This window comes from Amycolatopsis sp. NPDC114504 (genome assembly GCF_055633595.1).
In genome coordinates this window covers 320,171-344,705 of sequence record NZ_JBVKDU010000005.1, presented here as the reverse complement: position 1 = coordinate 344,705, position 24,535 = coordinate 320,171, and the positions used below count along the sequence as shown (strand labels likewise).

The 24,535-nt window shown below is 73.1% G+C and carries 16 protein-coding genes; 10 read left to right on the top strand and 6 right to left on the bottom strand.

Going from position 1 to position 24,535, the window contains the following annotated elements; genetic code table 11:
• Window positions 1-67: 67 nt before the first annotated feature.
• On the bottom strand, window positions 68-1,360 hold the full coding sequence (gene mdo / locus ACZ7PG_RS37655) for an NDMA-dependent methanol dehydrogenase (RefSeq protein WP_470243955.1): 1,293 nt from the start codon (window positions 1,358-1,360) through the stop codon (window positions 68-70).
• A gap of 213 nt (window positions 1,361-1,573) precedes the next feature.
• On the opposite strand from mdo, the gene ACZ7PG_RS37650 reads away from it, so the two are divergent.
• The 3 genes from ACZ7PG_RS37650 to mftB all read left to right on the top strand — a co-directional run bounded on the left by ACZ7PG_RS37650 (window position 1,574) and on the right by mftB (window position 4,672).
• Entirely contained in the window at window positions 1,574-3,181 is a 1,608-nt protein-coding gene (locus ACZ7PG_RS37650; RefSeq protein WP_470243954.1) for a sigma-54-dependent Fis family transcriptional regulator, read from the top strand.
• Between the two features lie 94 nt (window positions 3,182-3,275).
• Window positions 3,276-4,388 (top strand): NDMA-dependent alcohol dehydrogenase, encoded by a 1,113-nt coding sequence (locus ACZ7PG_RS37645; RefSeq protein WP_470243953.1) that lies wholly within the window; start codon window positions 3,276-3,278, stop codon window positions 4,386-4,388.
• A 20-nt stretch (window positions 4,389-4,408) separates the two neighbouring features.
• A complete protein-coding gene (gene mftB, locus ACZ7PG_RS37640; RefSeq protein WP_470243952.1) occupies window positions 4,409-4,672 on the top strand; it encodes a mycofactocin biosynthesis chaperone MftB in 264 nt (87 codons plus the stop codon).
• Here mftB and ACZ7PG_RS37635 read toward each other — a convergent pair.
• A complete protein-coding gene (locus ACZ7PG_RS37635; RefSeq protein ID WP_470243951.1) occupies window positions 4,669-6,402 on the bottom strand; it encodes a pyruvate dehydrogenase in 1,734 nt (577 codons plus the stop codon). The two genes, mftB and ACZ7PG_RS37635, sit on opposite strands and share 4 nt — an antisense overlap.
• Before the next feature lie 70 nt (window positions 6,403-6,472).
• On the opposite strand from ACZ7PG_RS37635, the gene ACZ7PG_RS37630 reads away from it, so the two are divergent.
• From ACZ7PG_RS37630 to ACZ7PG_RS37620, 3 genes are all read left to right on the top strand, one after another.
• Complete coding sequence (locus ACZ7PG_RS37630; protein ID WP_470243950.1) at window positions 6,473-7,366, top strand: LysR family transcriptional regulator; 894 nt, start codon at window positions 6,473-6,475, stop codon at window positions 7,364-7,366.
• 51 nt (window positions 7,367-7,417) lie between these two features.
• Window positions 7,418-8,515, top strand: a complete 1,098-nt coding sequence (locus ACZ7PG_RS37625; RefSeq protein ID WP_470243949.1) for a calcium:cation antiporter — start codon at window positions 7,418-7,420, stop codon at window positions 8,513-8,515.
• A gap of 87 nt (window positions 8,516-8,602) precedes the next feature.
• A complete protein-coding gene (locus ACZ7PG_RS37620) occupies window positions 8,603-9,493 on the top strand; it encodes a cobalamin-binding protein (protein ID WP_470243948.1) in 891 nt (296 codons plus the stop codon).
• A gap of 109 nt (window positions 9,494-9,602) precedes the next feature.
• Here ACZ7PG_RS37620 and ACZ7PG_RS37615 read toward each other — a convergent pair whose 3' ends face one another.
• Together ACZ7PG_RS37615 and ACZ7PG_RS37610 are read right to left on the bottom strand one after the other, a co-directional pair.
• Entirely contained in the window at window positions 9,603-11,984 is a 2,382-nt protein-coding gene (locus ACZ7PG_RS37615; protein ID WP_470243947.1) for a SpoIIE family protein phosphatase, read from the bottom strand.
• A complete protein-coding gene (locus ACZ7PG_RS37610; protein ID WP_470243946.1) occupies window positions 11,981-16,540 on the bottom strand; it encodes a HAMP domain-containing protein in 4,560 nt (1,519 codons plus the stop codon). Before ACZ7PG_RS37610 ends, ACZ7PG_RS37615 begins: the two co-directional genes overlap by 4 nt.
• 331 nt (window positions 16,541-16,871) lie before the next feature.
• Here ACZ7PG_RS37610 and ACZ7PG_RS37605 point away from each other — a divergent pair, with 331 nt between their 5' ends.
• Window positions 16,872-18,026: an NAD(P)/FAD-dependent oxidoreductase gene (locus tag ACZ7PG_RS37605; RefSeq protein WP_470243945.1), complete on the top strand. Its 1,155-nt coding sequence runs from the start codon at window positions 16,872-16,874 to the stop codon at window positions 18,024-18,026.
• Here the strand turns inward: ACZ7PG_RS37605 and ACZ7PG_RS37600 are convergent.
• Window positions 18,021-18,992 carry a magnesium transporter CorA family protein gene (locus tag ACZ7PG_RS37600; protein WP_470243944.1) on the bottom strand — a complete coding sequence of 324 codons (972 nt, stop codon included), beginning with the start codon at window positions 18,990-18,992 and terminating at the stop codon, window positions 18,021-18,023. The genes ACZ7PG_RS37605 and ACZ7PG_RS37600 overlap by 6 nt on opposite strands.
• 75 nt (window positions 18,993-19,067) lie before the next feature.
• On the opposite strand from ACZ7PG_RS37600, the gene ACZ7PG_RS37595 reads away from it, so the two are divergent.
• From ACZ7PG_RS37595 to ACZ7PG_RS37585, 3 genes are read left to right on the top strand one after another with little or no spacing between them, the layout of a single operon-like run.
• A complete protein-coding gene (locus tag ACZ7PG_RS37595) occupies window positions 19,068-20,015 on the top strand; it encodes an acyl-CoA dehydrogenase family protein (RefSeq protein WP_470243943.1) in 948 nt (315 codons plus the stop codon).
• The gene (locus tag ACZ7PG_RS37590; RefSeq protein WP_470243942.1) at window positions 20,012-21,253 is read left to right on the top strand and encodes a bifunctional PIG-L family deacetylase/class I SAM-dependent methyltransferase; all 1,242 of its coding nucleotides are present in this window, start codon (window positions 20,012-20,014) and stop codon (window positions 21,251-21,253) included. Before ACZ7PG_RS37595 ends, ACZ7PG_RS37590 begins: the two co-directional genes overlap by 4 nt.
• The gene (locus ACZ7PG_RS37585) at window positions 21,250-21,966 is read left to right on the top strand and encodes a glycosyltransferase family 2 protein (protein WP_470243941.1); all 717 of its coding nucleotides are present in this window, start codon (window positions 21,250-21,252) and stop codon (window positions 21,964-21,966) included. The genes ACZ7PG_RS37590 and ACZ7PG_RS37585 overlap by 4 nt, the downstream gene beginning before the upstream one ends.
• A gap of 306 nt (window positions 21,967-22,272) precedes the next feature.
• Here ACZ7PG_RS37585 and ACZ7PG_RS37580 read toward each other — a convergent pair whose 3' ends face one another.
• Window positions 22,273-24,477, bottom strand: a complete 2,205-nt coding sequence (locus tag ACZ7PG_RS37580; protein ID WP_470243940.1) for an ATP-binding protein — start codon at window positions 24,475-24,477, stop codon at window positions 22,273-22,275.
• Between the last annotated feature and the right edge of the window lie 58 nt (window positions 24,478-24,535).

The window sequence follows — 24,535 nt, the reverse complement described above, 5'->3', positions numbered from 1 at the left end:
GGGTGTCCCTTTCGAAGCCGGGACCCGCGGGTGCTCGGAGCACCCGCGGGCCGGGTTTTCCGGAGATTCAGGAGAGGAAGTCGTCCAGGTCGCCGTTGAAGCAGTGGTCGACCACCGGGCGGACGGTTTCGAAGGTCGTCTCCTTCGGGTTCCCCGGCGTGCAGGAGTCACCGAGGATGTGGTGGGACACGCGGTCGACGTCGTGGTCGTCGCCCTTGATCACGGCCGCCTGCTCGTAGTACTTCGTCGGGCCGGTGCCGAGCCGGTTCTTCGGGTGCGTGTCCGGCGTGACGTCGGTGAACTTCTCCGGGATGCCGACGTCGCGCAGCAGCCGGATGGCGGCCGCGACCGCCGCGTCGGCGGCCTTCACCTCCGTCATGCCGGTCGTGTCGACGCCGAGCGCGCCGGCCAGCTTCGCGTAGCGCTGGTAGGCGACGGGGAGGTTCCACGCCCACACCCGCGGCAGCGCGATGGCGTTGTTCAGGCCGTGGTGGGTGTCGTAGAACGCGCTCACCGCGTGCGAAACCGAGTGGATGACGCCGAGGCCGCCGGAGTTGAACGCCTGCCCGGCGGTGTACTGGGCGTACATCATGCCTTCGCGGGCTTCGAGGTTGTCGCCGTGCCAGGTCGCGGCCCGCAGGTGCTGCCCGACGAGCTCCGCCGAGTACAGCGCGTTGCCCAGCGACGGGATGAAGTTCAGCCGGGAGACGTACGGTTCGGACGCGTGGGCGAGGACGTCGAACCCGCACTGGGCGGTGAAGTGCGACGGGCAGTCGTAGTACAGCACCGGGTCGTCGACCGCGAGGGTGACGACGGACGCGTCGTCGAAGGCGACGTACTTGTGCGGGTTGTCCGGGTCGGTCGTGGTGTCGGTGATGACGTAGGCCCACGACGTCTCGGACCCGGTGCCCGCCGTCGTGGACACGGCGATGTGCGGCGGGTTCTTGGGGTTCTCGCTCTTGTTGAAGCCCTCGAACTCGTTGATGTTGCGCCCGTCGTGCGCGACCGAGATCCGCGCGCCCTTGCAGGCGTCGTGCGAGGACCCGCCGCCGATGGAGACGAAGCCGTCGCAGCCGTTCTCCTGGTACAGCGCGACGGAGTCCATCACGTTGTAGTCCTTCGGGTTGGACTCGACCTGGTCGTAGAGCACCGAGTCGAGGCCGTGGTACTTCAGCGACTCGAAGATCTTGTGCACGATGCCGGTGCCGCGCAGGCCCGAGGTCATCACCAGCGGCCGCTTCATGCCCATCTTCAGGGCCTCCGGGCCGATCATCTCGTGCGCGCCCGGGCCGAGCAGCGCCCGCGGCATCGGGTGGAACTCCTTGAGCGGGAACGGTTTGATCAGTTCGTCGACCTGCATGATGCGTCCCTTCACGAGCGGCTGGTGCCCGGCCGACGCTATTTGCGGTGCGGTACCGGCGAAACAGCTCACGGCGGAAACCGTCCGGGCGGGGCGGGGGAACCGTCCGGACGGAGCGGGCGGGCACCTGCCCGATCGGAGAGGTCCACCGCGCTTGCGCGCCGTGTGATGATGGAAATCCGGGGACACCGATCGGCTCGACGAGGAGTGCGAGTGGACCTGCGGACCGAGATCGCGCAGTCGTGGCGGCGGGCGGAGCTGTCCGGGCTCTCGCCGGCGTCGTCGGTCGACCGGCTGGACGTCACCGACGTCGACAGCCGCAGCCGGCTCCTGCGGGCCGCCTCGCCGGTGCTCGACGAGCTGGCCCGGCAGCTCGCCGGTACGCGGTTCTGCGTCGTGCTCGCCGACGACGAGTGCCGGATCGTGGCCCGGCGGTTCTCCGAGCGGTCGGTCGAGGTGGCGCTGGAGAACATCAGCGCGGTGCCCGGCTGCCAGTTCCTCGAGGAGCGGACCGGGACGAACTCCCTCGCCACGCCGTTCGAGACCCGCCGCGGCGTCTCCGTCGACGGCGACGAGCACTTCCTCGAAGCCATGAAGCAGTTCACCTGCTACGGCCACCCCGTCGTGCACCCGACGACGCGGCGGCTGGCCGGCGTCCTCGACATCACCGGCCCGGCCGGCGACGCGAACCCGTTGCTCGGGCCGTTCCTGCGGCGCGCGGTCGCCGACATCGAACGGCGGCTGCTCGACGGCGCCAAGCTCGCCGAGCAGCAGCTGCTGGCCGCGTTCCAGTCGGTGCAGCACCGGGCGTGCGCGGTGCTGGCGCTCGGCCAGGACGTCGTGCTGGCGAACACCGCGGCGACCGAGCTGGTCGACACCGCCGACCACCGGCTGCTGCGCGAGCTGGGCCGCACGCAGCGCGGTCTCGGCCGCCTCCGGCTGACGTCGGGCACGCCGGTCGAGGTGCGCGTCGAAGCGGTGTCGGCGAGCGCCGGGCTGCTGTTCGAGCTGGCGCCGGTGCGGACGTCGAGCCCGGTCGTGTCGCCGCCGCCGAGCTCGCACGGCCTCTTCCCCGCGCAGATCGACGAACGCCTGCGCGGCGCCGGACGCGCGCGGCGGCGCGTGCTGATCTCGGGCGAGCCGGGAGCCGGCCGGACGACGGCGGCCCGGGTCGTCGCCGGGGACGAGCCGGTGCACGAGTTCGACGCCTCCGACGTCGTCGCCGGAGCGGCCGAGTGGTGCGCGCGGGTGGAGGCCGCGGCGTCGTCGCGGGGCTTGCTGGTGATCGACGGCATCCAGTTGCTGCCCCCGCTCGCGGCGGTCCGCCTGGCGCGGCTCCTGGACACGTCGACGGCGTGGTTCGCGCTGCTCAGCGGCCCGTTTTCGGAGCTGCGCGGCGAGCAGGCGACGCTGGCGGCCCGCGTGCACCGGCGGATCGAGCTGCCCCCGCTGCGCGAGCGCCGCGACGAGATCCCGGCGATCGCCCGTGCGCTGCTCCGCGATTTCCGCGGCTCGCTCCGGCTGACGCCGGGGGCGCTGGAGCTGCTGGGGTCCCAGCAGTGGCCGGGCAACCTGCGCGAGCTGGCGGGAGTCCTGGCGAGCGCGGCCGACCGCCGCTCGGCCGGCGACCTGGCGGCCGCGGACCTGGGCTGCGCGGACACGGCCCCGGGAGCGGCACTGAGCGGCTGGGAGCAGGCGGAGTACGACGTGATCGTCCGGACGCTGCGCGCGTGCGACGGCAACAAGGTGCGGGCGGCGAAGCAGCTGGGCATCAGCCGCTCGACGCTCTACAACCGGATGCGGGCGCTGCGGGTCCGCTGAGCACCGGTGTCCGGGATTCGGACACTTCACGGAACCGGCGGCTGCACACAATCGAGGGCACGAAGGTGCACCGCCGCACGTGGAGGAGATGGCCGTGAAGACCAAGGCAGCCGTACTGTTCGATGCCGGGAAGCCGTTCGAGATCATGGAGCTGGACCTCGACGGCCCCGGCCCCGGCGAGGTGCTCATCAAGTACACCGCCGCCGGGTTGTGCCACTCGGACCTGCACCTCATCGACAACGACCTCGTGCCACGCTTCCCGATCATCGGCGGCCACGAGGGAGCCGGGATCATCGAGGACGTCGGCCCCGGCGTCACCAAGGTCCAGCCCGGTGACCACGTCGTCTGCAGCTTCATCCCCAACTGCGGCACCTGCCGCTACTGCTCGACCGGCCGCCAGAACCTGTGCGACATGGGCGCCACCATCCTCGAGGGCCACCTGCCGGACGGCACCTTCCGCTTCCACGGCGGCGGCCAGGACTTCGGCGCCATGTGCATGCTCGGCACGTTCTCCGAGCGGGCCACCATCTCGCAGCACTCGGTCGTCAAGGTCGACGACTGGCTGCCGCTGGAGACCGCCGTGCTGGTCGGCTGCGGCGTCCCGACCGGGTGGGCCACCGCCAACTACGCCGGCGGCGTCCGCGCCGGGGACACCACCGTCGTCTACGGCATCGGCGGCATCGGCATCAACGCCGTGCAGGGCGCCGCGCACGCCGGCGCGAAGTACGTCGTCGCGGTCGACCCTGTGGAGTTCAAGCGGGAGGCGGCACTCAAGTTCGGCGCCACCCACGCCTTCGCGACCGCCGCCGAGGCCGCCGAGAAGGTCAACGAGCTGACCTGGGGCCAGCTGGCCGACCAGGCGCTGATCACCGTCGGCACGGTCGAAGAGGACGTCGTCAGCGAGGCGTTCAACGTCGTCGGCAAGGGCGGCACCGTCGTCATCACCGGCCTCGCCAACCCGGAAAAGCTCACCGTGCACGTCTCCGGCGGCGTGATGACGCTGTTCGAAAAGACGATCAAGGGCACACTGTTCGGGTCGGCGAACCCGCAGTACGACATCGTCCGGCTGCTGCGGCTCTACGACGCCGGCAAGCTCAAGCTCGACGAGCTGGTGACCCGCAAGTACACCCTCGAGCAGGTCAACGAGGGCTACCAGGACCTGCGCGACGGCAAGAACATCCGCGGCGTCATCGTCCACTCCGCATAGCCGGTGCTCCGAAGTCCACAATGGACCTCGACATCGCGTACCGGCTGAACCCGCTGGTGGCGCTGCGCCCCGAGCCGTTCGGGGCGCAGGCCTACCACGCGGGCAAGCGAGAGCTGTCCTACCTGACGTGCCCGGAGCTGGTGCGGTTCGTCCGCGCGCTGGCGATGCACGCCTCGCTCCGCGACGCACTCGACGCCGCGGAGCTGGGCGGCACCCGGCGGGCGCGGATCCTCGCCGACCTGGAAGCCCTGGCCGACACGGGCCTCATCGTCGCCGACCCCTAGGGACGCGGCGCGTTGCGCAGGTTGGTGCGCGCCAGGTCGACCATCTTGCCGACGCCGCCGTTGAGCACCGTCTTCGTGGCGCCCAGGGCGAACCCGCGCACCATCTCGCCGGTGATCCGCGGCGGGATCGACAGCGCGTTCGGGTCGGTCACCACCTCGACCACGGCCGGGCCGCGGTGGGCGAACGCCTTCTCCAGCGCGCCGCGGACGTCGGCCGGGTCCTCGACCCGCTCGGCGAAGATCCCGCACGCGGCGGCGATCGCGGCGAAGTTCACCGGCGCGTGGTCGGTGCCGAAGTCCGGGAGGCCGTCGACGAGCATCTCCAGCTTCACCATGCCGAGCGTGGCGTTGTTGAACACCACGACCTTGACCGGGACGTCGTAGGCGGGCAGCGTCAGCAGGTCGCCCATGAGCATCGCGAGGCCGCCGTCGCCGGAGAGCGACACGACCTGGCGGCCCGGCTGGGACAGCTGCGCGCCGATCGCGTGCGGCAGCGCGTTGGCCATGCTGCCGTGCCGGAACGAGCCGATGACCCGGCGGCGGCCGTTCGGCGTCAGGTACCGCGCGGCCCAGACGTTGCCCATGCCGGTGTCGACGGTGAACACGGCGTCGTCCGCCGCGACCTCGTCGAGCACCGAGGCGACGTACTCCGGGTGGATCGGCCGGCGCTGCTCGATCTTCCCCGTGTACGCGCCGACGACCTTCTCCAGCTTCCGCACGTGCTCGCGCAGCATCCGGTCGAGGAACACGCGCTCGGTACGGGGCCGCAGCAGCGGGAGCAGCGCGCGCAGTGTCTCGCGCACGTCGCCGTGCACCGCCAGCTCCAGCGGCGTCCGCCGGCCGAGACGTGAGGCGTCGTGGTCGAGCTGGATCGTGCGGGCCTGCGGGAGGAACTTGTCGTACGGGAAGTCCGTGCCCAGCAACAGGATCCGGTCGGCTTCGTGCATCGCGTCGTAGCAGGCGCCGTAGCCGAGCAGGCCGCTCATGCCGACATCGAACGGGTTGTCGTACTGGATCCACTCCTTGCCGCCGAGCGAGTGCCCGACCGGCGCGGCGAGCTTCTCCGCCACCGCCATGACCTCGTCGTGCGCGCCGCGCGTTCCCGCGCCGGCGAAGAGCATCACCTTCTCGCCCGAGTTCAGCAGGTCCGCGAGCTCCTGGACGACCTCCGCGGACGGCACCGCGGGCGACGGCGTCACCAGCGGGAGGCGTTCGGTCAGCGGGCCGGTGGCCTTGCGGTCGGCGAGGTCGCCCGGGATGGTCAGCACCGCGACGCCGCCCTTGCCGACGGCGGCCTGGGTGGCGATCCGCAGCAGCCTCGGCAGCTGCGCGGGGTCCGCCACGACCTCGCTGAAGTGGCTGCACTCGGCGAAGAGCCGGTCCGGGTGGGTCTCCTGGAAGAAGCCGGTGCCGATCTGGTTGGACGGGATGTGCGACGCGATCGCGAGCACCGGCGCGCCCGAGCGATGGGCGTCGAACAGGCCGTTGATCAGGTGCAGGTTGCCGGGCCCGCAGCTGCCCGCGCACACCGCGAGCTTGCCGGTGACCTGCGCTTCGGCCGCCGCGGCGAAGGCGGCCGTCTCCTCGTGGCGGACGTGCACCCACTCGATGCCGTCGGTGCGGCGGACCGCGTCGACGATCGGGTTGAGACTGTCGCCGACGATGCCGTAGATGCGTTCGACGCCCGCGTCCCGCAGGGTCCTGACCAGCTGTTCTGCCACGGTTGCCATACCTCCAGCGTGGACCGTGCCGACCGATGCGTCCAATGCCTGATGGGATGAACATCCATACACTGGAGGCATGGACGTCCAGACGCTGCGGCTCTTCCGCGAGGTCGCCGGCGGCGCGACCGTCACGGAGACCGCGGCCGGCGCGCACCTGACCCAGCCGGCGCTCTCGCGCGCCCTGCGGCGGCTGGAGCACGACGCGGGCGCCGAGCTGTTCCGCCGGTCCGGGCGCATGCTGCGGCTGACCCCGGCCGGGCACGCCTTCAGGCGGCACGTCGACCTTGTGCTCGACCAGCTCGACCAGGGCCTGCGGGAGGTCGGCGAGATCGTCGCGCCGGGCACCGGGGTCGTGCCGCTGGCCTTCCTGCACACGTTCGGCACCTGGCTCGTGCCCTCGGTGCTGCGCGGCTTCCTGCGCGAGCACCCCGGCGCCCGCTTCGAACTGCGGCAGCACGGCGAGGCCGGGCTGGAAGCGGAGCTCCTCGACGGCACCGCGGACCTCGTCCTCACCAGCGGCGACCCGGGGCACCCGCAGCTGCACTGGGACCGCCTGCTCGTCGAGCCGCTGCGGCTCGCGGTCCCGCCGCACCACCGGCTCGCCGGGCGGCGGCGGGCCCGCCTCGCCGACCTCGCGGACGAGACGTTCATCCTGCTGCGCCCGGGTTACGCCCTGCGCGAAACGACCGAGCGCCTGTGCGCCGAAGCCGGGTTCACCCCGCGCATCGGGTTCGAGGGCGCCGAAGTCGAGACGCTGCGCGGGCTCGTCACCGCCGGGCTCGGCGTTTCCGTGCTGCCGCTGCCGCATGCGGCGGAATCCCCGGCGCCGCACCTGGAGCTGACCGATGTGGACGCCGCGCGCGACATCGGCCTGGGGTGGGCGGCCGGGCGGACTCTCCCGCCGCTGAGCGAAACCTTCCGGCGGTACGTCCTCGCCGCCGGCCTCGACCGTCCACAAGGGACGATGTGAGAATGGCCGTACGACCACGCAAAGTGACCGCCGGTGTGACAGGGTGGTGACATGGCCGCCACGCTGAGATCCTTCCTGACGTCCTGGACCTCCGTAACCCCCGTGCTCGGCCTGCTCGTGCTGGCGCTCGCCTGGGGCCGCGACCTCGGCCCGTTCTTCGTGGCCCTCGTCGCGATCGCGCTCGGCGCGACGGTGCTGGCCGCGGTGCACCACGCCGAGGTCGTCGCGCACCGCGTCGGCGAACCGTTCGGGTCGCTCGTGCTCGCGGTCGCCGTCACCGTGATCGAGGTCGCGCTGATCGTCACCATGATGGTTTCGGGCGGCCCGGAAGCGGGATCGCTCGCGCGGGACACCGTGTTCGCCGCGGTGATGATCACGACCAACGGCATCGTCGGCATCTCCCTGCTCGTCGGCGCGCGCCGCTACGGCGTCACGCTGTTCAACTCCGAAGGCAGCGGCGCCGCGCTGGCCACGGTCGCGACCCTGGCCACGCTGAGCCTGGTGCTGCCGACGTTCACCTCCAGCACCCCCGGTCCGGCGTTCTCGACGGCGCAGCTGACCTTCGCCGCGATCGCGTCCCTGGCGCTGTACGCGACGTTCGTGCTGACGCAGACCATGCGCCACCGCGACTTCTTCCTCCCGGTGGCGGCCGACGGCGAGGTCAAGGAGGACGACCACGCCGAGCCGCCGACCAACCGGGCGGCGCTGGGCAGCCTCGCGCTCCTGCTGGTGGCGCTGGTCGCGGTGGTCGGCCTCGCGAAGGTGGAGTCGCCGGCGATCGAGGCCGGCGTGCGCGCGGCCGGGTTCCCGCAGTCGTTCGTCGGTGTCGTGATCGCGTTGCTGGTGCTGCTCCCGGAGACGCTGGCGGCGACGCGCGCGGCCCAGCGCGACCGGATGCAGATCAGCCTCAACCTCGCCTACGGTTCGGCGATCGCGAGCATCGGCCTGACCATCCCGGCGATCGCGCTGGCGTCGGTGTGGCTGCCGAGCGAGCTGCTGCTCGGCCTCGGTTCGACGCAGATCGTGCTGCTGGCGCTGACGGTGGTGGTGAGCGTGCTGACGGTCGTGCCGGGCCGGGCAACGCGCCTGCAGGGCGGCGTGCACCTGGTGCTGCTGGCCGGGTTCCTGGTGCTGGCCGTCAACCCCTGACGCGCGCCTCGACCTCGAGGGCGAACCGGTTCTACCCGCCCGACGCGGAGAGCGGCAGCCGGAGGTCGTCGCGGCTACCGTGAGCCGATGCGGATCGTCTCCCTGCTGCCCGCGGCGACCGACCTGGTCGCGGTGCTGGGCGAGCTGCCGCGGCTGGTCGGCCGGACGCACGAATGCGACTGGCCGCCGGAGCTCGTCTCCCGGGTCCCGGTGGTGACGCGGGCGGAGTTCGACCCGGACGCGTTGTCCAGCCGGGAGATCTCCGAGGCGACGCACCGCGGGTCCGGGCTGTACACCCTCGACAGCGCGCGGCTGGCCGACCTCGCTCCCGACGTCGTGTTCACGCAGGACCTGTGCGAGGTCTGCGCGGTGTCGTACCGGCAGGTGTCCGAAGCGGTCCGCACGCTCGACACCGGCCCGCTGGTGGTGAGCCTCGAACCGGCCACCCTGGACGGCGTCCTCGACTGCCTCCGCCAGGTCGGTGAGGTCCTGGGGGTGCCGTCGCGAGCCGAAGCCGAGATCGCGGCCCTGCGGACGCGGCTGGACGCACTCCCCCGCACCGGCGCGCGGCCGCGGGTCGTCGCCCTGGAGTGGCTGGATCCGCTGTGGCCCGCGGGGCACTGGGTGCCCGAGCAGATCGCGCTCGCCGGCGGCGAACCGCTGCTGGCCTCGCCTGGTGAGCACACCCGGCCGGTGCCGTGGGAGGCGGTGGTCGAGGCTCGGCCGGACGTGCTGTTGCTGATGCCGTGCGGGTTCGCGCCGGACCGCACCCTCGCGGAGGCGCCGCTGCTGGCGAACCTGCCCGGCTGGGCGGACGTGCCGGCGGTCCGCGCGGGCGAGGTGTGGATCCTCGACGGCCCGGCGTACTTCAACCGCCCCGGACCCCGGGTGGTCCGGGGCGCGGAGATCCTGGCAACCATCCTCGGTGGCGGGACCCCACCGCCCGAAGAGGCCCGGCGGCTCACGTCCTCCGCGTGATCAGGAAGCCAACTCGCGTGATCAGCGGGTCCACACGGCCAAGCCGGGCAGCCGCCGCCGTGTCGACCCTCCACTCACGCGTGTCGACCCTCCGATCACGCGCGGCGGGTCATCTCCCCCGCGTGACTTCGATGCCCACCACGCACGTGTCGTCGTCGGTGTCGGCCGTGCTGTACGTCAGCAACGTGTCCAGCTGGTGCTCCAGCCCGCCCTCGTGGCCCTTCACCAGGCTCACCAGGCGCGACACCGTCTCCTGGACCGGCCGGTCGCGGCGCTCGATCAGGCCGTCGGTGTAGATCAGCAGGATGTCGCCCTCGTCGAGCTGGAGCTCCTCCTCCTGGTACACCACGTCGCGGACCGCGCCCAGCAGGGAGCCGCGCAGCAGCGGGAGGGTCGTCGCGCCGCCGTCGCGGTGGCGGACGATCGGGGGCAGGTGCCCCGCGCGGGCCCAGCGGAGCTTGCCCGTCGCCGGGTCGTACACCGCCGCGACCGCCGTCGCCGTCACGTGGTCGGTCAGGTGGTAGGCCACCAGGTTCAGCCACGTGAGCAGCTGCGCGGGCCCGGCGCCGGTCGCCGCCAGGCCGCGCAGGGCGTTGCGGAGGCTCACCATCCCGGTGGCCGCGTCGATGCCGTGCCCGGCGACGTCGCCGACGCACAGCAGCACCTCGCCGGTCGGCAGCGCGACCGCGTCGTACCAGTCGCCGCCGACCAGGTGCTCCTTCTCGGCCGGCCGGTAGCGGACCGCGGCCCGCAGGCCCGGCATGTCGATCGGGCCCTTGGCCGGCGGCATGATCGCGTGCTGCAGCTGCAGGGCGAGCCGGTTGCGCTCGATCGCCTCCTGCTCGGTCTCGGCCAGCCTGTCCCGCGTCGCGGCCAGCGCCACCTCGGTCCAGTGCTGCGCCGAGACGTCCTGGTAGGCCCCGCGGACCGCGACGAGCTCGCCCCGGCCGTCCACGACCGGCTCGGCGACCACCCGGATGTGCCGGGCGACGCCGTCGGAGCGCTGCAGCCGGAACGCCGTCGACGCCGGGCGCCGGTGGTGCAGCACCGCGCGCAGGAACCGGCCGATCGCCTGCGCGTCGTCGGAGTGGGCGTGCGCGGCCAGCTCGTTCAGCGACAGCGGCGTCGCGGTCGGCGGCAGCCCGTAGAACGCGAACAGCTCGGTGTTCCAGGTGATCGCGCCGGTCACGACGTTCTCTTCGAAGCCGCCGATGCGGCCGAGCCGCTGGGCGTGCTGCAGCAGCACGGCGAGCTTCGCCGCGTCGTCCTGGATGCGCAGGATCAGCAGCACGTTGCCGGCGAACCGCGTCACGCTGATGTCGGTGAGGACGGTCAGCGGCACCTGGTCCACGAGCGTGGTGATCGCCATGTTGTCGGCGCGGAACGGCTCCCCGGTCGCGTACACCCGCTGGATCTTGTCCAGCAGGCCACTCTCCCCGGCCGCGAGCGGGTACGTCTCCAGCAGCCGCGCGCCGACGAGCCTGCTGCGCGGCCGCCCGCCGGGGTCGGCGAACCGGACGTTGGCGTGGTGGATGCGGAAGTCGCTCAGCCGGCCGCCGTCGAGGCACGGCGAGAGCAGCACGGCCGGGTCGTGCAGCCCGTCGACGAAGTCCACCAGCTCGGAGAGGAAGTCCCCCGCACCGCCGGTGGCCACCGGGGCGAGGACGCCGTCCCAGGTGTCGAGCGTGTGCGCGCACAGCTCCGCCAGCGCCTCCAGCTGCCGGCGCTGGCGGCCCGGCTCGGCGGGCAGCGGGTCCGGCCAGCACATCTCGACGACGCCGATGATCCGGCCGCCGGTGCCGGTCGGCACCGCGACGCGGCCGCCGTCGGCGAGAGTGTGCTGCCCGATCGACGGCAGCCCGCCACCGGACAGGGTCGGGTACCAGACCGTGTCGCGCTCGAACAGCGCGTTGCGGGCCGGGGTCGCGACGCCGGGCGGGACGTAACGCCAGCGCGCCGCCTCCTCGGCCGAGAACCCGGCCGACCCGGCGAGCGTGAGCGACCCGTCCGGCCCGGCGAGCCACACCGCTACCGCGGTCGCGCCGAGGGGCCGCAGCGCGTGCTCCAAAATGGACTCCGCGACGCGCTGGGTGTCCCCCGCCGCGAGCACGCCGCTTTCGGCGGTGCGCAGCCGCACCGCGACGGACTCCTCGCCCTCGGCGCGCGCCAGGAACTCCTGCGTCACCTCGGTGATCCGGTCTTCGGCGGCCTCGCCGACGACCTCCGCGGCGAACTCCAGCGGGGTCAGCCCGGCCCGCGCCGCCAGCGTGTCCAGCTGCCGGGCGGCGTCGGCGGGCGTGCAGTGCAGGCGTTCCATCAGGACGCCCTTGGCGAGCTCGATCAGCGCGCGGCCGTCGGCGACGGCGTGGGCGTGGTCGACCTCGCCGCGCAGACGCGCGACGGTGTCGGCGAGGCGGGCGAGGTTGGCCGACACCTGCGCGGCCGGCACCGGGACGACCTGCTCCTCGACCGGCCGCTCGTCGCCGATCACGCCGTCACGTGCCGCTTGATGCGGGCGATCAGGTCGTCCGCGTCCACCGGCTTGGTGACGTAGTCGGTGGCCCCCGAGGCGAGGCTCTTCTCGCGGTCGCCGGGCATCGCCTTCGCCGTGACCGCGACGATCGGGATGGCGGCGTGCTCGGGCATCGCGCGGATCTTCGCCGTCGCGGTGTAGCCGTCCATCTCGGGCATCATGACGTCCATCAGGATCAGGTCGATGCCGGGGTGCGCGGCGACGGTCTCGACGCCCTTGCGGCCGTCCTCGGCGTGCAGCACCTGCATGCCGTGCAACTCCAGGATTCCCGTCAGCGCGAAGACGTTGCGCGGGTCGTCGTCGACGATCAGCACCGTGCGCCCGGCCAGGGTCGTGTCCACATCGGCCACCGGCACCGGCGCGGCCGGCTCGTCCGGGCGGACCAGCGGCAGCACCGCCCCGGGTTCCTCCGCCGACAGGTGCAGCGCGATCCGTTCGCGCAGCTCGTCGAGACCGGACAGCACCTCCAGCGACTGCACGTCCGCGCGGGACTGCACCAGCTGCTCCAGCTCGCCGTCGAGCCGGCGGCTGTTGTGCGCGAGCACCGGCACCAGCCGCAGCGCGCTGTCGCCCTGCATCGCGTCGAGGAAGCCGAACGCCGTGCGGTCCGGCAGGTCCAGGTCGAGCACGACGCAGTGGTAGGCGTCGGTGGCGAGCGCGGCCGCGGCCTCCTGCGTCCCGACCGCCGTGACGACCTCGACCTCGGCGGGCGAGATCCCGATGTCGCGGCTGTCGGCGAGGTCCGCGGCGGCGCTCTCGGCGACGAGCGTCAGCAGCCCGTGCTGACGCTCCTCCACGACCAGCAGCCGCCGGTGGGCTCGTGGCACCGAGGCCGTCAGGGCGCCTCCGGCGTCACCGATCGTGATGGCCGTGCCGGGGTGCTCGCCCGCGGGGAGCGTCGCGAAGTCCGGCCGCGCGACCGGCAGCGAGAACGTGAACGAGCTGCCCTCGCCGGGCGTGCTCTCGGCGGTGATGAACCCGCCGAGCAGCTGGGCGATCTCGCGGCTGATCGACAGGCCGAGGCCGGTGCCGCCGTACTTGCGGCTGGTCGTGCCGTCGGCCTGCTGGAACGCGCCGAAGATCGACTCCAGCTGGTGCTCGGCGATCCCGATGCCGGTGTCGATGACCCGGAACGCGACGGCCGGGCCGTGCACGCGCATCGGCCGCGGCAGCCGGTCCGGGTCGACGGGCTCGATGTGCAGCTCGATCCCGCCGACCTCGGTGAACTTGACCGCGTTGGACAGCAGGTTGCGCAGCACCTGCCGCAGCCGCGAGTCGTCGGTGAGCAGCTCGGGCGGCGAGCCGGGGGCGACGGTGATCCGGAAGTCGAGGTTGCGCTGGGAGGTCATCGGCCGGAACGTCGCCTCGACGTAGTCCAGCAGGCCGCGCAGCGACACCTGTTCCGGGGTGACGTCCATCTTCCCGGCCTCGACCTTCGACAGGTCGAGGATGTCGTTGATCAGCTGCAGCAGGTCCGAGCCCGCGGAGTGGATGATGCCCGCGTACTCGACCTGCTTCGCGCTGAGGTTGCGGGTCGGGTTCTGCGCGAGCAGCTGGGCGAGGATCAGCAGGCTGTTGAGCGGGGTGCGCAGCTCGTGGCTCATGTTGGCCAGGAACTCCGACTTGTACTTCGACGCGATCGTCAGCTGCTGGGCGCGTGCCTCCAGCTCTTGGCGCGCCTGCTCGATCTCGAGGTTCTTCGTCTCGATGTCGCGGTTCTGCGTGACGAGCAGCGCCGCCTTCTCCTCCAGCTCGGCGTTCGACGACTGGAGCTCCTCCTGGCGCGCCTGCAGCTCCTCGGACCGCGTCTGCAGCTCGGCGGTCAGCCGCTGGGACTCGCCGAGCAGCTCGTCGGTGCGGGCGTTGGCGACGATGCTGTTCACGTTGACGCCGATCTGCTCCATCAGCAGCTCGAGGAACGCCCGGTGCGCCGCGGTGAAGCCGTGCACCGACGCCAGCTCGAGCACGCCGAGGACCTGGTCCTCGACGACGATCGGCAGCACGATCAGGCTGGCCGGCACGGTGCTGCCCAGCCCGGAGGAGATCGTCGCGTAGCCGGGCGGGACGTCGTCGACCGCGATCGGCCGCCGGCTGCGCGCGGCCTGCCCGACGAGGGACTGGCCGATCCGGAACCGGATCGCGGGGCCGTCCCCGACAGCGCCGGATTCCGGGTGGCCGTACGCGCCGACCAGCCGCAGCTCGGGGACCTCGGCGGTGTCGTCGGCCAGGTAGAACGCGCCGAACTGGGCGTTGACCAGCGGGACCAGCTCGTCCATGACCGCGGCCGCGACGACGGCGAGGTCGCGGCGGCCCTGCATCAGCCCGGTGATGGTGGCCAGGTTCGACTTGAGCCAGTCCTGCTCCTGGTTCGCCCGCGTCGTCTCGCGCAGCGACCCGACCATCGAGTTGATGTTGTCCTTCAGCTCGGCGACCTCGCCGGAGGCGTCGACGGTGATCGAGCGGGTCAGGTCGCCCTCGGCGACCGCGCTGGTGACCTCGGCGATCGCGCGGACCTGCCGGGTGAGGTTCCCGGCCAGCTCGTTGACGTTCTCGGTGAGCCGCTTCCAGGTGCCGGACACGCCTTCGACCTCGGCCTGGCCGCCGAGGCGGCCTTCGCTGCCGACCTCGCGCGCGACACGGGTGACCTCCGCGGCGAACGCCGAGAGCTGGTCGACCATCGTGTTGATCGTGGTCTTGAGCTCCAGGATCTCGCCGCGGGCGTCGACGTCGATCTTGCGGGTCAGGTCGCCCTGGGCGACGGCGGTGGTCACCTGGGCGATGTTGCGGACCTGCCCGGTGAGGTTGTTCGCCATCGAGTTGACGTTGTCGGTGAGGTCCTTCCACGTGCCGGCGACGTTCGGCACGCGCGCCTGGCCGCCGAGCATGCCCTCGGTACCGACCTCGCGGGCCACGCGGGTGACCTCGTCCGCGAACGCCGACAGCGTGTCGACCATCGTGTTGATGACGTCGGCCAGCGCCGCGACCTCGCCCTTGGCCTCGACGGTGATCTTGCCGGACAGGTCGCCGCGCGCGACCGCCGTCGCGACCTGGGCGATCGAGCGCACCTGGCCGGTCAGGTTGGACGCCATCACGTTGACGTTGTCGGTGAGGTTCTTCCAGGTCCCGGACACGCCGCGGACGGTCGCCTGGCCGCCGAGGTTGCCCTCGGTGCCGACCTCGCGCGCCACGCGGGTCACCTCGTCCGCGAACGCGGAGAGCTGGTCGACCATCGTGTTGATGGTGTCCTTGAGCTCGAGGATCTCGCCGCGGGCGTCGACCCGGATCTTCTGGGACAGGTCACCGCGCGCGACGGCGGTGGTGACCTGGGCGATCGAGCGGACCTGCGCGGTGAGGTTGTCGGCCATGACGTTGACCGACTCGGTGAGGTCCTTCCAGGTCCCCGAGACGCCCTTGACGTCGGCCTGGCCGCCCAGCCGGCCTTCCGTGCCGACCTCGCGGGCCACGCGCGTGACCTCGTCCGCGAACGCCGACAGCTGGTCCACCATCGTGTTCAGCGTGTCCTTGAGCTCCAGGACCTCGCCGCGGGCGGTCACGTTGATCTTCTGCGACAGGTCGCCCTTCGCCACCGCGGTGGCGACCTGGGCGATGTTGCGGACCTGGTCGGTCAGGTTGCCCGCCATGAAGTTCACCGAGTCGGTGAGGTCGCGCCAGGTGCCGGAGACGCCCTTGACGTCGGCCTGGCCGCCCAGGCGCCCTTCGGTGCCGACCTCACGCGCCACGCGCGTCACCTCGTCGGCGAACGACGACAGCTGGTCCACCATCGTGTTGATCGTGCTCTTGAGCTCGAGGATCTCGCCCCGGGCATCGACCGTGATCTTCTGCGACAGGTCGCCCTTCGCCACCGCCGTCGTCACCTGCGCGACGTTGCGGACCTGGTCGGTCAGGTTCCCGGCCATGAAGTTCACCGAATCGGTGAGGTCGCGCCACACGCCGCCGACGCCGGGCACCTGGGCCTGGCCGCCGAGCCGGCCCTCGCTGCCGACCTCCCGCGCCACGCGCGTGACCTCGTCGGCGAACGACGACAGCTGGTCCACCATCGTGTTGACGGTGTCCTTCAGTTCGAGGATCTCACCACGCGCGTCGACGTCGATCTTCTGCGACAGGTCACCCTTCGCCACCGCGGTCGCCACCTGCGCGATGTCGCGGACCTGGGTGGTGAGGTTGCCGGCCATGGCGTTCACCGAGTCGGTGAGGTCCTTCCAGGTGCCGGAGACGCCCGGGACCTTCGCCTGCCCGCCGAGCTGCCCCTCGCTGCCGACCTCGCGCGCGACGCGGGTGACCTCGGAGGTGAACAGCGACAGCTGGTCGGCCATGCCGTTGAAGACCGTGGCGATCTCGCCGAGCAGGCCGTCGGCCCCGCCGGGCAGCCGGATGCCGAAGTCGCCGTCGCGGACCGCGGTCAGGCCGGCGAGCAACCGGCGCAGCTCCTGCTCCCCCGCCTCGCCGACGCCCGAGGCGTCCGCCCCCGCACCCGGGCGCGTCCCCTCGACCATTGCCCCACCCATCCGCCACCCGTTTCTTCGCTTGTCGGCACCCCGGCGCCGTCCCGGTGTGCCCACCGGGATGGTCCAGCATAGTGCAGCTGCACTATGCTCAGCGGCAACGGTTGAGCAACCAGCCGCACCCGTGTCCGTGCGTGCTCTCCAGGCGGTGCTCCCGAGCCTTTCCTTTCCCCCCAGGCCATCCGGCCGCATTGACCCGTTCGGCTGAACGCCGTCCCGGGGACCGGTGACGCGAGCCCCGGTCGTTCCTTCCGATGTCCACAGTGGAACGTCTACTGTGGACTTAAGTGTGCGCGCCGCACCGACCGGGTACTCCCGCCGCATGGATGCCCAGAATCTCGTCGTCGTCGGCAGTGGACCGGCCGGTGTGTCCGCCGCCCGTGCCTACCGGGAAGCGGGTGGCAGTGGTCCGGTGCACCTGCTCACCGCGGACGCCGACCCGCCTTACGAGCGCCCGCCGCTGTCGAAGGAGTTCCTGCGCGGCGAGGCCGGGCTTGCGTCGCTGGACGACGGCTTCCTGGCGAAACACGACGTCACCGTCACGCTCGGCGACCCGGTCACCGAGCTGGGCGAGGGCCGGCTCCGCACCGCCTCCGGCACGGTCCACCGGTTCACCACCTGCGTGCTCGCCACCGGTGCGGAGCCCGTCCGGCCCGGGATCCCCGGCGCCGACCACCCCGACGTCCGGACCCTCCGCTCGGCCGCCGACTCCCGTGAGCTGCGCGCGGCCGCGTCCGGCGTGCGCAGCGCGGTCGTCGTCGGCGCCGGGTTCATCGGCTGCGAGGCCGCGGTGTCCCTCTCCCGGCTCGGGCTCCAGGTCACCGTCGTCTGCCAGGAGGACGTCCCGCAGGAGAAGCGGCTCGGTCACGAGGCGGGCGAACTCCTCCTGCGCTGGCTCAAGTCCGAGGGCGTGAGCGTGCTTCGCGGCACGAAACTGACGTCGATCGAGGGCGGTTACCGGATCCGCACCGACCTGGTGCCGATCCTCGACGCGGGCTTCGTCGTGCTCGCCACCGGCGTCCGGCCGCGGATCGAACTGGCCGAGGCGGCCGGGCTCACCGTCGAGCAGGGACGGATCCGCACCGACGAGCACCTGCGCACGAGCGCGCCCGGCGTGCTCGCGGCGGGCGACGTCGCGCTCGCCCACAACCCGGCGGCCGGCCGCGCGCTGGCCGTCGAGCACTGGGGCGAAGGCCTCGCGATGGGCGAGGTGGTCGGCCGGACCGCAGCGGGCGAAGACGCCGTGTGGGACGAGGTGCCGGGCTTCTGGTCGGTGGTCGGCGACCGGGTGCTGAAGTACGCGGCGTGGGGTGACGGCTTCGACCGCGCCCGCCCGCTGCCGCGCGACGACGGCGGGTTCACGGTCTGGTACGAACGCGACGGCAAGGCGGCCGGCGTCCTCACCCACGAAGCCGACGAGGACTACGAGCGAGGCCGGGAGCTGATCCGGCGCGGCGACCCGGTGCCCGCGTCATAGCCAGTCCTTCTTCTTGAAGAGCGCGTACAGCCCCACCGAAAGCACGAGCACGACGACCGTCGAAGCCCAGAACCCGCTCGTCGCGCCGTAGCCCGGGTACGGGACGTTCTGGCCGTAGAACCCGGTCACCGCGGTGGGCACCGCGATCACCGCGGCCCACCCGGTGACCTTCTTCATGACCAGGTTCAGCCGGTTGCTCTGCAGGTTCAGCTGCGTCTCCCGGATCGTGGTGACGAGCTCGCGCAGCGCTTCGGTCTGCTCCGCGGCCTGCCGGGCGTGGTCGTGGACGTCCTCGAAGTAGGGGCGGGTCAGCTCGTCGGCCAGCCGCAGGTCCGGGCGCATCAGCGAGCTGATCACCTCGCGCATCGGCAGCACCACCTTCCGCAGCGCGGTGAGGCTCTTGCGCAACCGGAACGAGCGCCGCTGCAGCAGCGACTGGTCCGGGCGGTCGTCGAACACCAGGTCCTCGAGGGCTTCGACCTGCTCGTCGAGCGCCTGCACGGCCTCGTACTGGCCGTCGACGACGACGTCGAGCAGGCCGTGCGCCAGGAACGGGACACCCGACTTCGCCAGCTCGGTGTTCTGGTCCCACCGGCGCACGACCGCGTCGATGTCGAAGCCGTCGTCCTTGCGCACGGTCACCAGCGCCCGCCGCGTGAGGAACGCGGCCAGCTCGGACGTCTCGACCTCGCCGGTCTCCGCGTCGAACCGGACGGCGTAGGCGGTCAGGAAGGCGTGCCCGTCGTAGCGGTCGAGCTTGGGCCGCTGGTGCTCCTGGACGGCGTCCTCCACGGCGAGCCGGTGCAGGCCCAGCTCGCCGGCGAGTTCGGTCAGGTCCGCTTCGGACGGTTCGCAGAGGTCGACCCACACCGCGGTGTCCGGCTCGGCCAGGAAATCGGAGACGTCCGCGACGGGAAAGTCTTCCTTGTGCAGCACGCCGTCGCGGTAGGCGCGGGTTTTCGTCATGGTCCGAGGATGCCCGACGGGCGAATTGTTCACACTCCCGCGTAACTCGCGGCGAAACGGGTAACCGTTGATCTTGTGAGTGCCTTGCTGGCGGAGACCCCTCCGAAACCCCTGCCGTTCCCCCGCACGACCGCGTCGGTCGGTGCCGAGCTGCGCTCGCTGCACGCCGCGGGCGAGCTCGACCTGCCCCTGCCCGGTGGTTCGCGGACCGCGGACCGCTGGGCGGCGCTGGCCGCGTTCGGCCGCCGCGACCTGACGCTCGCCCGGCTCGCCGAGGGCCACGCCGACGCCGTCGCCATCCTCGCCGAGGCAGGCCGCTCCCCCGCCGCCGGCGCGCTCTACGGCGTGTGGGCGGCGAAGTCGGGCGGCACCGGGGCCGTCCTGGAAGGCGGCGCGCTCACCGGGACGGTCCGCTTCTGCTCCGGGCTCTCCCTGCTCGAACGCGCACTGGTCGCCGCGGGCGACCGGCTGGTCGAAGTGGACCTCGCCGATCCGCGCGTGCGGCGGCACCCGGACGCGTGGCAGGCCGTCGGGATGGACGCCTCCGACAGCGGGGACGTGGAGTTCGACGGCGTGCCCGGCGCGCTCGTCGGGCCGCCCGGCTGGTACGTGGCCCGGCCCGGGTTCGCGCTCGGCGGGGCCGGCGTCGCGGCCGTCTGGCTCGGCGGAGCCGCCGGTGTCCTCGACGGTGCCCTCGCCCACCTGCGCGACCGGGGTGCCGCCGACGAGCACCAGCTGGCCCACGTCGGCGCGATGCACACCGCGCTGAGCTGCGCGGACGCCGTACTCGCGCTCGCCGCTCCCGGTGTGGTCGACGCGCTGCTCGCGGGAACCTGCCGCGCCGCCGCGGAGCGCACCGCCGTCGAGGTGCTCGAACGGGCGTTGAAGGTGACCGGGCCGACGCCGGCCTGCCGGGACCGGCGCTTCGCCCAGCGAGTCGCCGACCTGCCGGTCTACGTCCGGCAGCACCACGCGGAACGCGATCTCGCCGCCCTCGGCCGCACCGTCCTGGGCACGGCATGACCCCGGACTGGCCGGGCGAGCCGTTCGAGCACGCCCTCATCGTGGCCGCGCACCCGGACGACGAGACGCTCGGGGCGAGCGGCCTCCTGCAGCGCCTGCACGCCGCCGGGACCGCGGTGACGCTCGTCGTGGCGACCGACGGCGAGGCCGCGTTCCCCGCCTCCGGTGCCGGGGAACGTCGTGAGCTGGCCAGGACGCGCCGTCGCGAACTGGCGGATTCCCTGCGAGCACAAGGCCTTTCCACCGTCGAGCCGGTGTGGCTCGGGTTGCCGGACTCCGACCTGGCGTCCCACGCCGACGAGCTGACCTCGGCGTTGCGCCCGCACGCGGACGGACGCGACCTGTGCCTGCTGCCCTGGCCGGACGACCCCCACCCCGACCACCGGGCGGCCGCCCAGGCCGCGCTCGCCGCGGCGCCGGTGCCCGCGCAGTGCTGGTCGTACCCGATCTGGCTCTGGCGCCGGCTGCGCCCCGACGACCCGGCCATCCCGTGGCCCCGGGCGCGGTCCCTGCGACTCACGGAAGCGGAGCGGCACGCCAAGGCGGCCGCGATCGCGACGTTCACCTCCCAGCTCGAGCCCGGCCCGCGCGGCGAGGAGCCGATCCTGCCGGAGGAGGTGCTGGCCCACTTCGGCGGCGACACCGAGGTGTTCTTCCGCGAGCCGCCGCGGACGTCGGCGCCGGTGAGCCGGTTCGCGTCGCTGTACGCCGCCGCGGAAGACCCGTGGTCGGTGGGGACGAAGTGGTACGAGCGGCGGAAACGGGCGGTGGTCCTGGCCTGCCTGCCCGACGAGCACTACGACACGGTCGTCGAGCCCGCGTGCGGGGTGGGCGTACTGACCCGCGACCTCGCGGCGCGCGCCGGCCGCGTGCTCGCGTTCGACCCCGTGCCCGCGGCGGTGGAGCGCACCCGCGCCGCCGTCGCCGACCTATCCCATGTGGACGTCCACATCGGAGCGGTTCCGTCGGGGATCCCGGAAGGGCCGGCCGACCTGCTGGTCCACAGCGAGCTTCTGTACTACTTGGACGATCGCGAGCTCGACGAGACGATCGAGGCGTCGGCGGCGGCCCTGCGACTCGGCGGGCACCTGCTGGCCGTGCACTGGCTCCCGTGGGCGCCCGAAGCACCGCGCGATGCCCGGGACGCGCACGCGCGGCTGCTCGCGCACCCCGCGTTCGAGCCCCTGGTCGAGCACACCGACGAGCAGTTCCTGCTGCACGTGCTGAGGCGCCGGTGATCACGGCGGTCGGCGTCGTCGTGCCCGCGCGCGACGAAGCGACGCTGGTCGGTGCCTGCGTCCGCGCGGTGGATCTCGCGCTGCGGCGGCTGCCCGCCGGAGTCGCGCGCGCGGTCTGCGTCGTCGCGGACCGCTGCGGCGACGCGACGGCGGAGGTGGCCCGCGCGGCGTTCGGTGCCGTGCCCGGCGTGGTCGTGGTCTCCCGGTCGGCGTGGACCATCGGGGAGGTCCGCGACCTGGGCGTCACCCGGGTCCGCGCGCTGCTGGGCACCCCGGCGGCGCGGACGCTGCTGCTGAGCACGGACGCCGACTCGCGCGTGACGCCGGGCTGGGCGCGGGCGCACCTGGCCCGGGCCCGCCAGGGGTACCACGCGATCGCCGGGACGGCGGAGCTGTCGGCCCCGTTCAGCACGTCGGCCCGGGCCCTTTCGCGGTACGACGACGTCCTCGACCACGCGCGCACGACGGAGGGCCACGGGTCGGTGTACGGCGCGAACCTGGGCGTGCGCGCGGACGCGTTCGACGGGGTGGGCGGCTTCGGGCGCCGGGCGACGGGCGAGGACCACGACCTGTGGCGCCGGCTCGGCCAGGCGGGCTTCCGCCGCTGCTACGAGTCGGGCGCGCCGGTGGTGACGAGCGCGAGGCTGCACGGCCGGGCCCCGGACGGTCTCGCGGCGCTGCTGCGCACGTTGGCCGAGGACACGGTCGCCTGACGCCGCGTTTGTAGAGGTCCTTCGTAGAGGTTGTCGCTGTCGCGCCGGGCCGCCCGCCGCGAAGATCACTCCTGCCGCCGCTCCCGATGAGAAAGGCACCGGTGAGAGCAGCCTGGAGGATCCTTCTCACCGCGCTCGTCGCGGCGTCCCCGCTCATCGCGGTGCCCGCCGCGGCCGCGGAAGCGCGGACGCACATCGTGGTCGTCGAGCGGGTGCGCGACACCGTCGAAGTCGCCTGCGCGAAGCACGACGGCCTGATCTCGTGCGTCGCCGTGCACCGTCCCCGGCCCTACCTGACGCCGGTGGTCACAATCGGTCCAGCTCCGCTCGGACCTCGGCCACGCGCTCCGCACCGCCGTACTCCCGCAGCAGCTCCAGCGCGTCCGTGAGCACCTCGCGCGCCCGGTCGCGGTCCGCGCGGCCGACGTGCGCGCGGCCCAGCTCGGCCAGCGCCATCGCCTCGTACAGCCGGACCCCGGACTCGTGCCAGAGGTCCGCGCTCCGGCTCAGCTCCTCGACCGCGACGTCGAACCGGCCCAGCTCCCGGTGCACGATCCCGATCCGCATCCGGCCGTACGCCATGCCGCGCAGATCGCCGGTTTCCTCGCCGACGGCCACCGCTTCCGCCGCGTACGCCAGCTCGCGCGCGCGGTCGCCCTGGCGTCCGTACAGCACCGCCAGGTTTACCAGGTTGAGCGTCTCGACGTGCCGCAGCCCGAGCGACCGGTTGAGCGCCAGGCTCCGCTCGCCGAAGCCGATGGCCGCGTCGACGTCGTCGCCGAGGCCGTAGACGAAGCAGAGGTTGTTGAGGATGCCCGCCAGCTGACGCTCGTCGCCGATCGCCTCCCAGTCCGCGAGGCTCCGGCGGAGGAACGCGTGCGACCGCCGGAAGCCGGCCGCTTCGCCGCCGTGCGCGAGCTCGGCCTCGGCGACCCCGAGGTCGTTGCGCAGGGTCGCGGCCGCGACCGGGTCGACGCCGTCGACCAGCTCCAGGGCCACCTCGTCGACCTGGATGGCGTCCCGCCAGCGGGCCCGGGCGCGGTGGTATTCGTACAGGCCGAGCCCGACGGCGGCGATCGCCTCGGGCGGCACCCCGGGCGTCGCGGCGGCCTGCCGCACGACCGTGACGAGGTGCGCCTGGTGCCGGTCGAGCCAGGCGAACACCTCGTCGGCGGAGGCCGGTCCGGCGGCCGCCCACCGCCCGGCCGCCCAGTCGTGGCGGTGCGAGGCCGCGGAGACGAGCGCCATGCTCCGCCAGGCCATCGCCGCGCAGAGCTCGACGACGCGGGTGATCGCCGCGGCCCGCTCGCCGGCCGGCGCTTGTTCCCGGGCGTAGAGCCGGAGCAGGTCGTGCAGCCGGTACCAGCCGGGCGCGGGCGTGGTCAGGAGGTGCTCGTCGGTGAGCCGCTCCAGCAGCGCCTCCGTCTCCGGCTCGGGCGCGTCGAGCAGCCGGCTCGCGACGGGCACCGACAGCTCCGGGACGTCGAGCAGCGACAGGAGCGGGTACGCGCGGGCCGCGGTGTCGTCCAGCGCGCCGACGGCGAGCGCGAAGCTGGTCCGGACGCCGGTTTCGTCGAGCCGCCGGCGTTCGTCGTCGAGCCGGTGCGCGAGGTGGGCGACGGGCCAGCGCGGCCGGGTCGCCAGCCGCGCGCCGACGAGGTGCAGCGCCAGCGGCAGGTACCCGCACAGGCGCGCGACCGTCCGGGCGGCGGTGGGTTCGGCCGCGACACGCTCGGCCCCGATCTCGGCCGCGAGCAGGCGCAGCGCGTCGGGCTCGGGCAGGACGTCAAGCAGGACCTGGTGCGCCTGCGGCAGGTCGGTGAGCGCGACGCGGCTGGTGACGATCGCCGCCGAGCCCCCGGAGCCGGGCAGCAGCGGCGCGACGTGCGCGGCGTCGCGGGCGTTGTCGAGCACGAGCAGCAGGCGCTTCGGGGCGAGCAGCGTCCGGAAGCGGGCGGCGGCGGAGTCGAGCGACAACGGCGTCGGCGGCTCGCCCCCGAGCTCGCGGACGAGCCGGTCGAGCAGGTCGAGCGGATCCGGCGGGTCGGCGGCGTGTCCGCGCAGGTCGAGGTGCAGCGAGCCGTCGGGGAAGCGCCGGGCGAGCCGATGGCCGGCTTCGAGGGCGAGCGCGGTCTTGCCGACGCCCGCCATCCCGGCGATCGCCACGACGACGCCTTGACGTGCCTCGCCGAGCAGCCCGAGCACCCGCTCGAGCTCGGCATCCCGGCCGGTGAAGGCGGCAATGCCACCGGGCAGTTCCCGGGGGACGACTTTGGTACCGGCGGGCGTGCCGGGCCTGGTGGCCGCGGCGGCGAACTCCGCGCGTTCGTCGCCGGTGAGGCCGAGGGCGTCGGCGAGCCGGTCGAGGGTTTCGCGGTGCGGGTAGCGGCGGTCCCCGCGTTCGAGCGCGCCGACGGCCTGGCCGCTGAGCCCGGACTTCTCGGCCAGCGCCTCTTGGGTCAGCTCCGCGGCCCGCCGAAGCCGACGCAGCCGAGTACCGAACGACTCCATCCCCGCTCCCCTCCCCCGACGAGGATCACATGCCGGAGCGGGAGGACGCCAGGAGGCG